This window comes from Burkholderia sp. SIMBA_051, assembly GCF_046534915.1.
Classification (GTDB): Bacteria; Pseudomonadota; Gammaproteobacteria; order Burkholderiales; family Burkholderiaceae; genus Burkholderia; species Burkholderia ambifaria.
Map to the genome: position 1 here is coordinate 42,538 of NZ_JAWRXS010000006.1, position 14,304 is coordinate 56,841.

General features: G+C 63.4%; 12 protein-coding genes and 1 pseudogene. 10 read left to right on the plus strand and 3 right to left on the minus strand.

Annotated features, from left to right (window positions below):
- Positions 1-8: 8 nt before the first annotated feature.
- A complete protein-coding gene (locus SB771_RS15795) occupies positions 9-638 on the minus strand; it encodes a LysE family transporter (protein WP_175658779.1) in 630 nt (209 codons plus the stop codon).
- Between the two features lie 724 nt (positions 639-1,362).
- Here SB771_RS15795 and argP point away from each other — a divergent pair.
- Together argP and SB771_RS15805 are read left to right on the plus strand one after the other, a co-directional pair.
- Positions 1,363-2,286: an HTH-type transcriptional regulator ArgP gene (gene argP / locus SB771_RS15800; RefSeq protein WP_244096773.1), complete on the plus strand. Its 924-nt coding sequence runs from the start codon at positions 1,363-1,365 to the stop codon at positions 2,284-2,286.
- A 14-nt stretch (positions 2,287-2,300) separates the two neighbouring features.
- A pseudogene (locus SB771_RS15805) lies at positions 2,301-2,621 on the plus strand (transposase); the annotation flags it as partial.
- 444 nt (positions 2,622-3,065) lie between these two features.
- Here the strand turns inward: SB771_RS15805 and SB771_RS15810 are convergent.
- Positions 3,066-4,148 carry a GlxA family transcriptional regulator gene (locus SB771_RS15810; RefSeq protein WP_175658780.1) on the minus strand — a complete coding sequence of 361 codons (1,083 nt, stop codon included), beginning with the start codon at positions 4,146-4,148 and terminating at the stop codon, positions 3,066-3,068.
- 262 nt (positions 4,149-4,410) lie between these two features.
- Between SB771_RS15810 and SB771_RS15815 the strand changes: the two genes are divergently transcribed.
- From SB771_RS15815 to SB771_RS15850, 8 genes are all read left to right on the plus strand, one after another.
- On the plus strand, positions 4,411-5,796 hold the full coding sequence (locus SB771_RS15815) for an L-serine ammonia-lyase (RefSeq protein WP_006749888.1): 1,386 nt from the start codon (positions 4,411-4,413) through the stop codon (positions 5,794-5,796).
- 15 nt (positions 5,797-5,811) lie between these two features.
- Positions 5,812-7,056 carry a sarcosine oxidase subunit beta family protein gene (locus tag SB771_RS15820; protein ID WP_006480591.1) on the plus strand — a complete coding sequence of 415 codons (1,245 nt, stop codon included), beginning with the start codon at positions 5,812-5,814 and terminating at the stop codon, positions 7,054-7,056.
- A gap of 25 nt (positions 7,057-7,081) precedes the next feature.
- Positions 7,082-7,396 (plus strand): sarcosine oxidase subunit delta, encoded by a 315-nt coding sequence (locus SB771_RS15825; protein ID WP_166722563.1) that lies wholly within the window; start codon positions 7,082-7,084, stop codon positions 7,394-7,396.
- Positions 7,393-10,404, plus strand: coding sequence for a sarcosine oxidase subunit alpha family protein (locus tag SB771_RS15830; RefSeq protein WP_175658781.1), 3,012 nt, complete (start codon positions 7,393-7,395; stop codon positions 10,402-10,404). The genes SB771_RS15825 and SB771_RS15830 overlap by 4 nt, the downstream gene beginning before the upstream one ends.
- Positions 10,394-11,023 carry a sarcosine oxidase subunit gamma gene (locus SB771_RS15835; protein WP_175658782.1) on the plus strand — a complete coding sequence of 210 codons (630 nt, stop codon included), beginning with the start codon at positions 10,394-10,396 and terminating at the stop codon, positions 11,021-11,023. Before SB771_RS15830 ends, SB771_RS15835 begins: the two co-directional genes overlap by 11 nt.
- Complete coding sequence (locus SB771_RS15840; protein ID WP_006749884.1) at positions 11,020-11,460, plus strand: dihydroneopterin aldolase; 441 nt, start codon at positions 11,020-11,022, stop codon at positions 11,458-11,460. The genes SB771_RS15835 and SB771_RS15840 overlap by 4 nt, the downstream gene beginning before the upstream one ends.
- Positions 11,461-11,703: 243 nt before the next feature.
- Positions 11,704-12,030: a helix-turn-helix domain-containing protein gene (locus SB771_RS15845; RefSeq protein ID WP_175658783.1), complete on the plus strand. Its 327-nt coding sequence runs from the start codon at positions 11,704-11,706 to the stop codon at positions 12,028-12,030.
- Entirely contained in the window at positions 12,030-13,382 is a 1,353-nt protein-coding gene (locus SB771_RS15850; RefSeq protein WP_175658784.1) for a HipA domain-containing protein, read from the plus strand. The genes SB771_RS15845 and SB771_RS15850 overlap by 1 nt, the downstream gene beginning before the upstream one ends.
- A 194-nt stretch (positions 13,383-13,576) precedes the next feature.
- On the opposite strand, the gene SB771_RS15855 is transcribed toward SB771_RS15850, so the two are convergent.
- On the minus strand, positions 13,577-14,251 hold the full coding sequence (locus tag SB771_RS15855) for a lytic transglycosylase domain-containing protein (protein ID WP_175658785.1): 675 nt from the start codon (positions 14,249-14,251) through the stop codon (positions 13,577-13,579).
- Positions 14,252-14,304 lie beyond the last annotated feature (53 nt).

Genomic DNA, 14,304 nt, shown 5'->3' on the forward strand with positions numbered 1-14,304 from the left:
GAGTTTGCTCAATGCGCTTGATGGAACGTTGCGAGCACCGCGGCCGCCACCATGAATAGTCCTCCGAAAACCTTGTTCAACATACGCATTTGCGCTTCGGTCTTCAGATACGTCAGTGCCTTGGCCGCGAGACCCGTGTAGCAGGCCATGACGACCAGGTCGGTGAACGCGAATGTCAGGGCGATCGCCACGTATTGATCGCGCAGCGGCATGTTGTAGTCGATGAATTGCGGGATCACCGCCAGCATGAAGATGTAGCCCTTCGGGTTGACAACATTGAGCGCCAGGCCTTTGGATAGCAGCGTCATCAGCCCGACTCGGCTGCCGTTTTCGCGGCTCACCGAAATCGGCGATCCCTTGGACGTCCATTGCTTGAAGCCGAGATAAAACAGATAGCCGACGCCCGCCCATTTCAGCAGGTTGAAAGCCATTGGCGAGGTCTTGATCAACGCACCCAACCCGACGACCACCGCGAGAAACACCACCCACAAACCGAGAATCAGGCCAAAGACACCGAAATAGCCGCGCCTGAATCCGTGATTGAGCCCATTCGTCATCGAAAAAACGGAGCCGGCTCCGGGCGAAAGTGAAAATATCCACGACGAAAGAAAGCAGGTAAGCCAGATTTCGAATTTCATAAATGTCGATAGTTAGTGCCAGCTCTGAGAAAATTCTGCCGACTGAACGGTCGGCTGCCTCAATAGAATAATATTTGATGGAATAGCAACGGATAAAACCTGCTGGACGAGGCGGAGTGCACATCGGCGCAGATCGACCATTGGTGCTTCCCAAACACGATAACAAATGGAGTAAGAAAATTGCGAACCTGAGTTAGGTCTGGCAATCAATCAAAATAGAAGCGTGGAAGGTCGTGACTTACATATCTAAAGTTGTACGAAATTTGCGTTTTAAAACAATGGACTGAGCTTCGGGAAAATTGCGCCGCTCCGCAGTTCAGTTTAAGTATTTCTATTCACCATGCGAACCACGGCTTAAGACTACTCGGAATTTCAGAATTATGAGCGCCATTTAGGAAAAATGACCGTCGGTAAAAATGAAAGATTTGAAAGAAATAATTTAAATATATTCTATATCAAAAAAATCCGGCTGCATCGGCGGGCGTATGTCGTGCATGTGAGCGCTTCGCGGATTCGGTCCACTAATTTTCGAGCGCTTGGTCTGGCTTGACGTCAATTTCATTCATGTGTAATTTTCCGGAGAGTAGCTCCAACCTAGATTGCAGCCGAATAACAGGCATTCGATAATGCACTGCTCCTTTCTGATCTCCGTCGGCCCCGCGCCGCACGCACCTTACAGCATCCGATATCGTGGCCTTTAGAGATTAAATGAGCTTGAACAGGAATGAGTATGCTAGATCGCTGTCAGTTGGAAACATTTGCCACTGTCGTCGAACACCAGAGCTTCGAGAGGGCAGCGTTGGTCCTCAACATCACGCGCGGCGCGGTTTCACAGCGCATCAAGACGCTCGAGGCGATCTTGTGTCGGGTGCTACTGATTCGTGAAAATCCGGTGTTGCCTACCCCGATGGGCGAAATCGTGCTTCGCCACGTCAACGCTGTGCGCCTGCTGGAGCAGGAGGTCTATCTCCAGGTCGGGTCATCACGCAAACAGCATGAACGCGCACGGCTGAGCATCGCGGTGAATGCGGATTCGCTCGCCACATGGTTCGGCGAGTGCTCGCATGCGTTACTGGAGAGAATACCGGTGGCACTTGAGGTCGTGGTGGAGGATCAGAACCATACATGGCCCATGCTTTTACGCGGCGAAGTCACGGGCTGCGTCTGCACCGAACCAAAGCCCGCAAAGGGATTCGAATCTCTACCGCTGGGTGCGATGGAATACCGGTGCGTGGCAACCCAGGCGTTCGCAAAGGCTCACTTCTCTGGCGGTCTAAAGTTGCACGAGGCGATTCGAGTGCCCGCGATCCTGTGCAATCGCAAGGACTCACTGCACGACGAATTTTTTCGGCTACTGTTCGGAGTGAACGTGGACCGCTATGTGAAGCATTACTTCCCGTCGCCGATGGCGCGGTTGAGCGCGATTCAATTGGGCAGCGGGTATGGCGTCGTGCCGGCCAAACAGGTCGCGCATCTGTTGCGGTTGGGCGAACTAATCGACCTCGCGCCTTCGATTCAGTTGCGGGTGCCGCTTTATTGGCACCGCTGGCGACGGGAACCGCCAATGGCTCGTCAGGTCAGCGAGCTCCTCGTGGAGACGGCGAGGGTTGCATTGACGACGGATGCCGTAGAAACATCCAATGACTGAACAAGCGGGCCAAGATGATTCGAACGTTATCGAACGATGAAGTATGGACACGAGTCGAATCCGTTCTGCCGAGCAAGAAAGGCGATCCAGGGCGCACGGCGACCGACAATCAGCGGTTCGTCGAAGCTCGCCTCTGGACCGGCCGTACCGGCTGCCCTTGGTGAGATTTTGTCGAAAGAGTTCGGCCGATGGCATATGGTGTACATGCGCTACTCCCGGTGGCGTCGCAAAGGCGCTTGGGAACGCTTGGCGCACGCCGTGTCCGACGAGACAGAGATAAATGTATGCTGCTCGACTCGGCCATCGTGCGTGTGCACCAGCATTCGGCTGGCGCTCAAAACCGCTTTTACGACCCGCTCTGCGGCTCGGCGTTCGCGTCCTTCTGCGAGTCGACCTCTGGCCAGTGACCGATTTGGTACGTGCAGTCTTTGTCATCAAGACGGTATGATCATCGCCAGCTTTGGGTTCCAATTTTGCTGACGTTCAGCGAAAGGAGATTGAGGTCTGACAGTTTTACGGTCGGTCCTTGAGCTTCGCTGCATTGATCATTGAGGCCGTCAGGCCCGGTTTTACTAGACATGATGAGATGGTGCCGGATCGATGCAGCTCTCGAGTCCTTTTCCTCCATGGAATTTAGATCGCGAACATCTGTAGATGTGAACGATAGTTATCGAAATCAATCGGTATTCGAATAATAAATTTCGCGAAAGGCTGCCTTTCGCGAAATTCCGAAATCGATCGGTAGCTGCGGTTGATTCAGCCCGAAGGATCGGCGACGGTCAGTCCGAGGAAATGAGATGGGTTTGAGATAGCGGCTCGTTCTCGTCTGCCACCGCACCGACTTCCGCCACTTCCCCGCCGCGCTCCCGATACGCCGCCGGCGGCACACCGAACTGCTTGCGGAACTCACGCCCGAGGTGCGACGCGTCGGCGAACCCGCAGCTCGACGCGATATCGGCGACGGTGCGGTCGGAACTGGTCAGCAGCCACGCGGCCGTGCGCAGCCGCACCTGCTTCGCGAACGCCTGCGGGCTCCTGCCCGTTTCGGCCTTGAACAGACGCTCGAGCTGGCGCGTCGACATGTCGAGCTTGCACGCGAGTTCCTCGAGCGGCAGCGAGCGCCCGACATGCTGTTCCATCAGAAGAATCGCGCGCTTGACCTTCGGGTGCGTGGCTGGCTCGAGTCCCGGCGGATGCGGTTGCGGCGCATTGCCTTTCTGCATCTCGCCGACGAGCAGGATGCGCAGCGCCTTCTGCACGGTCGCATGGTCGAAATGGCGCAGCAGGATCGCGGCGGCGACGTCGATCGACGCGCGGCCGCCCGAGCAGGTAATGCGGCGCTGGTCGATCACGAACAGGCGGTCGGCGATCAGCAGGTCGGGATCGGCGCTCGGGAAGCGCTCGATGAAATCCCAGTAGTGGAACCAGCTCACGCAGGTGCGATAGCCGTCGAGCACCTTCGCGCGCATCAGCGTGAACACGCCCGTGCAGATCCCGACGACCGTCGCGCCGGCCGTCGCCGCGCGGCGGATGAACTCGAGCGTTTCGGGGCCGGCTTGCGGCCCCGAGTGCAGCAGCCCGCCGACCACGACCACGTAGTCGAATGGTTCGGCCCCATCGAAGGTTTCCCACGGCGTGATCTGGATCCCGCAACTCGCGCGCACCGGCGCCAGCGTTTCGCCGATCACGCTCCACGCGCAGCGCACGGGCTTGCTGTAGTCGCCGTCGTCGGCCGACAGCCGCAGCATGTCGACGAAACCCGAGAAGGCCGTGAGCGTGAAGTTCGGCAGCAGCACGATGCCGAAGCGGATGCGCTGCGGCGCCGGTTCGGCGAGGGGGGAAGCGGGTACGTCGGGTGTCATCGCGGTCAATCTCGTCACGCCGGAAAGGCAGGTCTCACTCGTTTCACTCGGTTTGCGGGGTACGTCTGCCGGGCGGTGCAGGCGCCGGCCGACTTGTGCTTTTGCGTCGCGAACCATCGCCAAAACGCACTTTCCGGCCGCCTTGCGCGGGGCTTGGCGGCGCTATCCCACGCCGATGCCGTTTTTGTTCTATCTGCCAATTTTACGCTTTGATGTACTGATGCCAACGACATTTCACGTACGCCCACCCAGAGGAAGCCAGATGAACGTCAGCGCGTTCGACCTGTTCAAGATCGGCATCGGCCCGTCCAGTTCGCACACGGTCGGCCCGATGATCGCCGCGTGCCGCTTCGCATCGCACATCGAGGACGCGAACCTGCTCGGCTTCGTGCGCCGCGTGCGGGTCGAACTATACGGCTCGCTCGGTGCAACGGGCAAGGGCCACGGCACCGACAAGGCGGTGCTGCTCGGTCTCGAGGGCCATCTGCCGGACACGATCGATCCGGACCTGATCGAACCGCGGCTCGCCGGGATCCGCGCGGAGAAGTCGCTGACGCTGCTCGGCAAGCAGACGATCCGCTTCGACGAGAAGGAGAACATCGGCTTCTATCGCAAGCTGATGAGCGGCACGAGCATCGTGCATCCGAACGGGATGCGCTTCCAGGCGTTCGACGAGCATGGCCAGCTGCTCGTCGAGAAAGAGTATTACTCGGTCGGCGGCGGCTTCGTCGTCAACCGCGACGGCGATCGCGTGAACGGCGTGCGCGCGGCGGTCGAAGTGCCGTATCCGTTCCGTACCGGAGACGACCTGATGCGCCAGTGCCGCGAACACGGGCTGTCGATCGCCGAGGTGATGCTGCGCAACGAATGCGCGCTGCGTCCCGAGGACGAAGTGCGCGCCGGGCTGCTCGCGATCTGGCGCACGATGGCGGCATGCGTCGAGCGCGGCTGCAAGGTCGAGGGCGAACTGCCGGGCCCGATGCGCGTGAAGCGCCGTGCGGCCGAGATGAACGGGCACCTGCGTGCGCGTTCGGAAGAGTCGCTGCGCGACCCGCTGTCGATGCTCGACTGGGTCAACCTGTATGCGATGGCCGTCAACGAAGAGAACGCGGCGGGCGGCCGCGTCGTCACCGCGCCCACCAACGGCGCGGCCGGCGTGATTCCCGCGGTGCTGCACTACTACGTGAAATTCGTGCCGGGCTCGAACGAAGCCGGCATCGTCGAATTCCTGCTGACGGCCGCGGCGATCGGGATCATCTACAAGGAAACGGCGTCGATTTCCGGCGCGGAAGTCGGTTGCCAGGGCGAAGTGGGCGTCGCGTGCTCGATGGCCGCGGCCGCGCTCGCCGCGGTGATGGGCGGCACGCCCGACCAGGTCGAGAACGCGGCCGAGATCGGCATGGAGCACAACCTCGGCATGACCTGCGACCCGGTCGGCGGGCTCGTGCAGATTCCGTGCATCGAACGCAACGCGATGGGCGCGATCAAGGCGCTGAACGCGTCGCGGATGGCGCTCAAGGGGAACGGCCAGCACTACGTGTCGCTTGATTCGGTGATCAAGACGATGCGCGAGACGGGTGCCGACATGAAGACGAAATACAAGGAAACGTCGCGCGGCGGTCTTGCCGTGAACGTCATCGAATGCTAACGAAGGATCACTAACATGAGCCGCTACTCGATATTCAGCCTGTTCCGCAACGGCCTCTCATATCACGAGAACTGGGAAAAGCAGTGGAAGAGCCCGGAACCGAAGAAGGAATACGACGTCGTGATCGTCGGCGGCGGCGGCCACGGCCTCGCGACCGCCTACTACCTCGCGAAGGAGCACGGCATCACGAACGTCGCGATCCTCGAGAAGGGCTGGATCGGCGGCGGCAACACCGCGCGCAACACGACGATCGTGCGCTCGAACTACCTGTGGGACGAATCGGCCGCGCTGTACGAGAAGGCGATGAAGCTGTGGGAAGGGCTGTCGCAGGATCTCAACTACAACGTGATGTTCAGCCAGCGCGGCGTGATGAACCTCGCGCACACGCTGCAGGACGTGCGTGACACCGAGCGCCGCGTGAACGCGAACCGGCTGAACGGCGTCGACGCCGAATTCCTGACGCCCGCGCAGATCAAGGAAATCGAGCCGACGATCAACCTGAACAGCCGCTACCCGGTGCTCGGCGCATCGATCCAGCGCCGTGCGGGCGTCGCGCGTCACGACGCGGTGGCCTGGGGCTTCGCGCGCGGCGCGGACCGCGCCGGTGTCGACATCATCCAGAACTGCCAGGTCACGGGCATTCGCCGCGAAGGCGGCGCGGTGGTTGGCGTCGATACGGTGAAGGGCTTCATCAAGGCGAAAAAGGTCGCGGTGGTCGCGGCCGGCAACACGACGACGCTCGCCGACATGGCCGGCGTGCGCCTGCCGATCGAAAGCCACCCGCTGCAGGCGCTGGTGTCCGAGCCGATCAAGCCGGTGGTCAACTCGGTGATCATGTCGAACGCGGTGCATGCGTACATCAGCCAGTCCGATAAGGGCGACCTCGTGATCGGCGCGGGTATCGACCAGTACACGGGCTTCGGCCAGCGCGGCAGCTTCCACATCATCGAAAGCACGCTGCAGGCGATCGTCGAGATGTTCCCGGTGTTCTCGCGCGTGCGGATGAACCGCCAGTGGGGCGGCATCGTCGACGTGTCGCCGGACGCGTGCCCGATCATCACCAAGACCGACGTGAAGGGCCTCTATTTCAACTGCGGGTGGGGCACCGGCGGCTTCAAGGCGACGCCGGGCTCGGGCTGGGTGTTCGCGCACACGATCGCCCGCGACGAACCGCATCCGCTGAACGCACCGTTTGCACTCGACCGCTTCTACACCGGCCACCTGATCGACGAGCACGGCGCTGCCGCCGTCGCGCACTAATCCCCGCACTGAAGGAGAAAGAAACATGTTGCTGATCGAATGTCCGTGGTGCGGGCCGCGCGCCGAATCCGAGTTCACGTGCGGCGGTGAAGCCGACATCGTGCGCCCGGTGGCGAACGAGAACATGACCGACCGCGAATGGGGCGAATACGTGTTCATGCGCGAGAACAAGCGCGGGCTGCATCGCGAGCAGTGGCTGCACACGCAGGGCTGCCGCCGCTGGTTCAAGGTCACGCGCGACACGGTGACCTACGATATCAAGGGCTACGAAAAGTTCGGCGGGGCTGCCAATAGTGGCGCGGCTGCCGGCAACGCACACGAAGAGGGCACGAGCAAATGAGCCAGAAAGACCGCCTCGGCACCGGGGGCCGCATCAATCGCGCGATTCCGCTGACGTTCACGTTCAACGGCCGCACGTATCAGGGCTTCCAGGGCGACACGCTCGCGTCCGCGCTGCTCGCGAACGGCGTGCACTTCGTCGCGCGCAGCTTCAAGTACCACCGTCCGCGCGGGATCGTGACGGCGGACGTCGCGGAACCGAATGCCGTCGTGCAGCTCGAGTCCGGCCCGTACACGGTGCCGAACGCGCGCGCGACCGAGATCGAGCTGTACCAGGGCCTCGTCGCGACGAGCGTGAACGCCGAGCCGTCGCTCGAGAACGACAAGTACGCGATCAACCAGAAGTTCTCGCGCTTCATGCCGGCCGGGTTCTACTACAAGACCTTCATGTGGCCGCGCAACATGTGGCCGAAGTACGAAGAGAAGATCCGCGAGGCCGCCGGCCTCGGCAAGGCGCCCGAGGTGCTCGACGCCGATCGCTACGATAAATGCTACGCGCACTGCGACGTGCTCGTGGTCGGCGGTGGCCCGTCGGGCCTCGCCGCCGCGCATGCGGCCGCGACGGCCGGCGCGCGCGTGATCCTCGTCGACGACCAGCGCGAGCTCGGCGGCAGCCTGCTGTCGTGCCGCGCGGAAATCGACGGGAAGCCGGCGCAGCAATGGGTCGAGAAGATCGAGGCCGAGCTGCGCAAGCTGCCCGACGTGACGATCCTGTCGCGCAGCACCGCGTTCGGTTACCAGGACCACAACCTCGTGACGATCACGCAGCGCCTGACCGATCACCAGCCGGTGTCGATGCGCAAGGGCACCCGCGAGCTGCTGTGGAAGGTCCGCGCGAAGCGCGTGATCCTCGCGACCGGCGCGCACGAGCGTCCGATCGTGTTCGGCAACAACGACCTGCCGGGCGTGATGCTCGCCGGCGCGGTGTCCACCTACGTGCATCGCTACGGCGTGATGCCGGGCCGCAACGTGGTCGTGTTCACGAACAACGATCGTGCGTACCAGACCGCGCTCGACCTGAAGGCGTGCGGTGCGAAGGTGACGGTCGTCGATTCGCGTGCGTCGTCGAACGGCGCGCTGCCTGCCGCCGCGAAGCGGCAGGGCGTGACGGTAATGAGCGGTGCCGTGGTGACGGCCGCTTCGGGTAAGTGGCGCGTATCGTCGGTCGACGTCGCGTCCTACACGAACGGCCAGACCGGCAGCAAGCTGCAGTCGCTGCCGTGCGACCTCGTCGCGATGTCGGGCGGCTTCAGCCCGGTGCTGCACCTGTTCGCGCAGTCCGGCGGCAAGGCGTGCTGGAACGACGAGAAGGCGTGCTTCCTGCCGGGCAAGCCCGTGCAGGCCGAGGCGAGCGTTGGTGCGGCCGCGGGCGAGTTCGGTCTCGCACGTGCGCTGCGGCTCGCACTCGACGCGGGTGTCGAAGCGGCGAAGGCCGCCGGCTTCGCGGCTCCGCAGCGCGTGGCCGCGCCGCAGGTCGCTGAAACCGTCGAAGGCGCGCTGCAGCCGTTGTGGCTCGTCGGCAGCCGCGAGGACGCCGCACGCGGGCCGAAGCAGTTCGTCGACTTCCAGAACGACGTGGCGGCCGCCGACATCCTGCTGGCCGCACGCGAAGGCTTCGAGTCGGTCGAGCACGTGAAGCGCTACACCGCGATGGGCTTCGGCACCGACCAGGGCAAGCTCGGCAACATCAACGGGATGGCGATCCTCGCGCAGGCGCTCGGCAAGACGATTCCCGAAACTGGCACGACGACGTTCCGCCCGAACTACACGCCGGTGTCGTTCGGTACGTTCGCGGGCCGCGAGACCGGCGATTTCCTCGACCCGATCCGCAAGACGGCCGTGCATGAATGGCACGTCGAGCACGGCGCGCTGTTCGAGGACGTCGGCAACTGGAAGCGGCCGTGGTATTTCCCGAAGAACGGCGAGGACCTGCATGCGGCCGTGAAGCGCGAATGCCTCGCGGTGCGCAACGGTGTCGGTATCCTCGACGCGTCGACGCTCGGCAAGATCGACATCCAGGGTCCGGACGCGGTGAAGCTGCTGAACTGGATGTACACGAACCCGTGGAACAAGCTCGAAATCGGCAAGTGCCGCTACGGGCTGATGCTCGACGAAAACGGGATGGTGTTCGACGACGGCGTGACGGTGCGCCTCGCCGACCAGCATTTCATGATGACGACGACCACCGGCGGCGCGGCGCGCGTGCTCACGTGGCTCGAGCGCTGGCTGCAGACCGAATGGCCCGACATGAAGGTGCGGCTCGCGTCCGTTACCGATCACTGGGCGACATTCGCGGTGGTCGGCCCGAAGAGCCGCAAGGTCGTGCAGAAGGTGTGCCAGGACATCGACTTCGGCAACGAGGAGTTCCCGTTCATGAGCTACCGGAACGGCACCGTCGCGGGCGCGAAGGCGCGCGTGATGCGGATCAGCTTCTCCGGCGAGCTCGCGTACGAAGTGAACGTGCCGGCCAATGCGGGCCGCGCGGTGTGGGAAGCGCTGATGGCGGCCGGTGCCGAGTTCGACATCACGCCGTACGGCACCGAGACGATGCACGTGCTGCGCGCGGAGAAGGGCTACATCATCGTCGGCCAGGACACCGACGGCTCGGTTACGCCGTACGACCTCGGGATGGGCGGGCTCGTCGCGAAGTCGAAGGACTTCCTCGGCAAGCGTTCGCTGTCGCGCTCGGATACGTCGAAGGAAGGCCGCAAGCAGTTCGTCGGCCTGCTGACCGAAGACGAACAGTTCGTGCTGCCGGAAGGCGCGCAGATCATCGCGAAGGACACGCAGGTGTCGACGGTCGATCCGACGCCGATGATCGGCCACGTGACGTCGAGTTATTACAGCCCGATCCTGAAGCGCTCGATTGCGCTGGCGGTGGTGAAGGGCGGCCTGAACAAGATGGGCGAGAGCGTCGTGATTCCGCTGGCCAACGGCAAGCGCGTCACCGCGAAGATCTCGAGCCCGGTTTTCTACGATACCGAAGGGGTGCGCCAGCATGTGGAATGAAACGAGAAACCAGACGCCGGTGGCAGGCGCGGGCGTGACGCTTGAATCGCCGCTCGTCGGCTCGGCCGATGTGCTGAAGCCGCATCAGGCGCGCGCATCGAAGAAGTTCACGCTGCGCGAGCGGCCGTTCCTCGATCTCGTCAATGTGCGCGGCGAGCTGGGCGACCCGGCATTCGTCAGCGCGTTCGAGCGCGTGGTCGGCTGCCGGCCGCCGTCGGCGCCGAACACGGTGGCGCGCGCCGCCGAGTACGACGTGCTCTGGCTCGGTCCCGACGAGTGGCTCGTGCGCTCGAACGGGCCCGTCCAGGCGGGCGTGCTCGAGGCGCAGCTCGCGGAGGCCGTGCAGGGTTCGTATGCGGCGGCTGTCGACGTCGGCAGCGGCTATACGGTCGTCGAGGTCAGCGGCGAACGCGTGCGCGACGTGATCGCGCGCGGCTGCCCGCTCGATCTGCATCCGCGCGTGCTCAAGCCGGGCCAGTGCGCGCAGTCGCACTACTTCAAGTCGCCGATCACGCTGATCCCGACCGGCGACGATACGTTCGAGATCGTCCTGCGCCGCAGCTTCGCCGATTATTTCGTGCGGATCATGCTCGACGCCGCGGCGCCGCTCGCATCATGAAGCCGTTCGACGAACCGTTCGTGGCGATCGACGCGCCGCGCCTGCGCGGGCGCGGGTGGAGCGTGTTCGTCGACGAACTGAAGGTGCCCGCGCGCATCGGCATCCACGCGCACGAGCACGAGGCGCCGCAGCCGATCGTGATCGATGCGCGGCTCGGGTATCGCTGCGAGCCGAGCGAGCAGGGCGAGTGGATCGACTACGACGGCTACTGCGCGCGTGTCGCATCGTTCCTGTCGCACAAGCCGCATACGCGGCTGCTCGAAACGCTCGTCGCCGATCTCGCGGTGCTGTCGTTTCGCGAATGGCCGGCGCTGGAGTCGCTGACGCTGTCGATGTACAAGCCGAAGATCCGGCCGGGGACGAAGCGCGTCGGCGTGTCGCTCGACTGGACGCGTGGGGATTACCTGCGGTGGACGGGGGCGGCGGGGCAGTTGTGAGCGGGTGATGCCCGCTCGCGGGCGATTCGGTCGCAGCTCGGGCGGCGGCGCGGAAGCGTCGCCGCGCTTGTTTTAGTTCCTGAAATATCGGAACAAAGGGCGATGAGACGCTGTGTCCTGCATTGTTCCTGAAATATCGGAATAATTGGGCTTTCGGCCGGCGGTCAACTATAATTCCGATATTCTCGTAACTATGTGATCGGGCACGGGGCGTCAGCGCTTTGTTCCTGAAATCCCGGAATTATGGCGCGTACCTTACCGCGACCGATCGCGGCCCCCGACCCGCTCGCGCTCGATCTCGCAGCGCTGGGGGCGCTCGTGCGCAACCGACGCGCGCAGAACCAAATGCGGATCGATGATGCGGCCGACATGCTCGGCGTCTCCAAGGACGTGCTGTCGCGGCTCGAGAACGGCCGCGCGGTGAGTGTCGACAAGCTATTCAAGGTACTGGACGGCCTCGGCCTCAATCTGCTCGTCGTGCCGAAACGCGACGTACCGGCGGCGCGCAACGCAGTGCGCGAGCATATGCAGAAGCGTGCCGCGTCACCTGATTCGCAGGAGGGCGCGTAATGGTCCATCGCCTGCGCGTCTCGACCGACGGCTCGCCCGTCGGGCAACTGACTTACGACGCCGGTCGTGACGATTACGGCTTTTCGTACGACCCGGCGTGGCTCGCGCGTGGCGATGCGTTCGCGTTATCGCCGTGCATTCCGCTCGATGGCGGCAAGCCGCCGGCGGGCGCGGTCCAGCGCTTCGTGGGCAACTTGCTGCCCGAGGGCCGCGCGCTCGACGTGGCCGCATCGATGTATCAGATATCGAAGGACAATGTCTTCGGCCTGATCCGGATGCTCGGCAAGGAGCCGGTCGGCGCGTTGAGCTTCATTCGCGCCGACGATTCGGCCGCGCGGGTGCCCGAAAGCCCCGAACCTGTGCGCCGGCCGATTTCGGTGGAAGAGCTGACCGACCGTATCCGCAAGCGCGATGCGATCCCGTTTGCCGTGTGGGACGATCAGGTGCGCCTGTCGATCGCCGGTCATCAGGACAAGTTGCAGGTGCTCGTCGAGGGCGAGCAGTTCTCGCTTGTCGATGGCGCGCTCAGCAGTTCGCATATTCTCAAGCCCGAGTCGCGTAGCCCGAATGCGCCGTGCATGGTCGCCAACGAGCATTTCTGCATGACGCTGGCGGCTCGCATGGGCCTGCCGGTCGCGCATGTCGAGATTCGGCGCATCCCCGAACCGATTCTGCTGATCGAACGATTCGACCGGATCGTGACGACCGACCCGGCCGATCCGCACCGCGTGAGCGCGGTGCGGCGACTTCATATCATCGATGGGTGCCAGGCCCTCGATTTACCGGCGACGCTCAAGTACGAGCGCAATCTCGGTAACAACGAGGACGTACGCAATATCCGTGAAGGCGTGAGCTTCGAGCGACTGTTCTCGTTGACGCCGTCGCTCGAGACGCCGGCCGCCGCGCGTTCGGCCATGCTGCGCTGGGCATTGTTGCAACTGCTGATCGGCAACAGCGACGCGCATGGCAAGAACATTTCGTTTTTCGTCAGCAGCGGCGGGCTCGATCCGGCGCCGCTGTACGATCTGGTCTGCGTGAACGTATACGGGGACGCCTATGTACAAGACATGGCGATGGCGTACGGAGACGTGTTCCGTACCGAGGAGCTGACCGCCTTCGCGCTCGCAGACTTCGCACATCGTGCGCAGATCCGGCCGGCACTCGTTGCACGCGAAATGACGCGAATGGCGACCCTGGCTGCGAAACTGGCTCCCGAGCTGGCGCAATCGGACATCTATGCGGGCGACGAGCAGGCATGGGTGCGCCGTATTTCGGCGTACGTTCGGGATCAGGCCGATCGTGTGCTTCGCATTGCACCCATGGTGCCCAAGGTCAACGTGGAACTGCTCTGAGCTCGCGCGGTTCGCCTGCAATTGCCGCGACACCGATCGTGCGTGGGACGGCGTTCGCCTGAAGACGATTAAAGACGCAGGTTTTCATCGAGTTTCTGCGCACGCATTTCGCGCGAGCGTGACAGGCGATGGATGCCGTCTGCGTTCTGCTGCGTCAGGATAGCCACGCACGAACGTGCGGCCATGCGGCTTGCTTACTTCGCGTTGCGGCTTGCGGCGGGCGACCCTGCCGCCGGATCGCTGACCGGCACCATGCGCGCGTTGCCGTCGCTCGCGGCTTTCGCATCGTCGTCAGGTTCGAGCACGAACCTGAACGCGTCGACCCGCTGCATCACCTTCGCCGCATACGCATTCGATCCGCCGTAGCTCTTGAGCCCGGCCTGCACGTTGCCGCCGGCCGCCCGCACATAGCCCGACAGGATCTTGGAGCCGGCCTCGACGTTCGCATTCGGCTCGGTGAGATCCTTCACGTTGCGCAGCAGGCCGCGATGGGCGGCCGGCACGACCTGCATCAGCCCGGTCGCGCCATGCTGGCCGCGCGCCTTTTCCTGGAACCGCGATTCGATCGAGATAATCGCGTAAACGAGTGCGGGAGGCAGCGAATATTTCGTTGCAGTGACGCTCACGATATCGGCGAGCCGCGCGGCGCGCTCCTTCGCGAGACCGAATTTCTTCGTCAGGTACGACGTGATGCGGCGGTTTGCTTCGTTTGGCTGATCGTTGGCGTTGGCGAGCGGCGCAGATGCCGCGGCCGGCGCGGATGCGGCCGCTTCGGGCGCGGACGCAGGCAGCGCGGGCGCCTGCTGCGCCGAAGCCTGTTGCGCAATGCCGAGCGAAAGCACGATCAGCCAGAAAAACCGTCGTCGCATGGTGTAGTGCGGGGAAATGGGAGGCGCATAGTATATCGGCCAATCGTCTGACG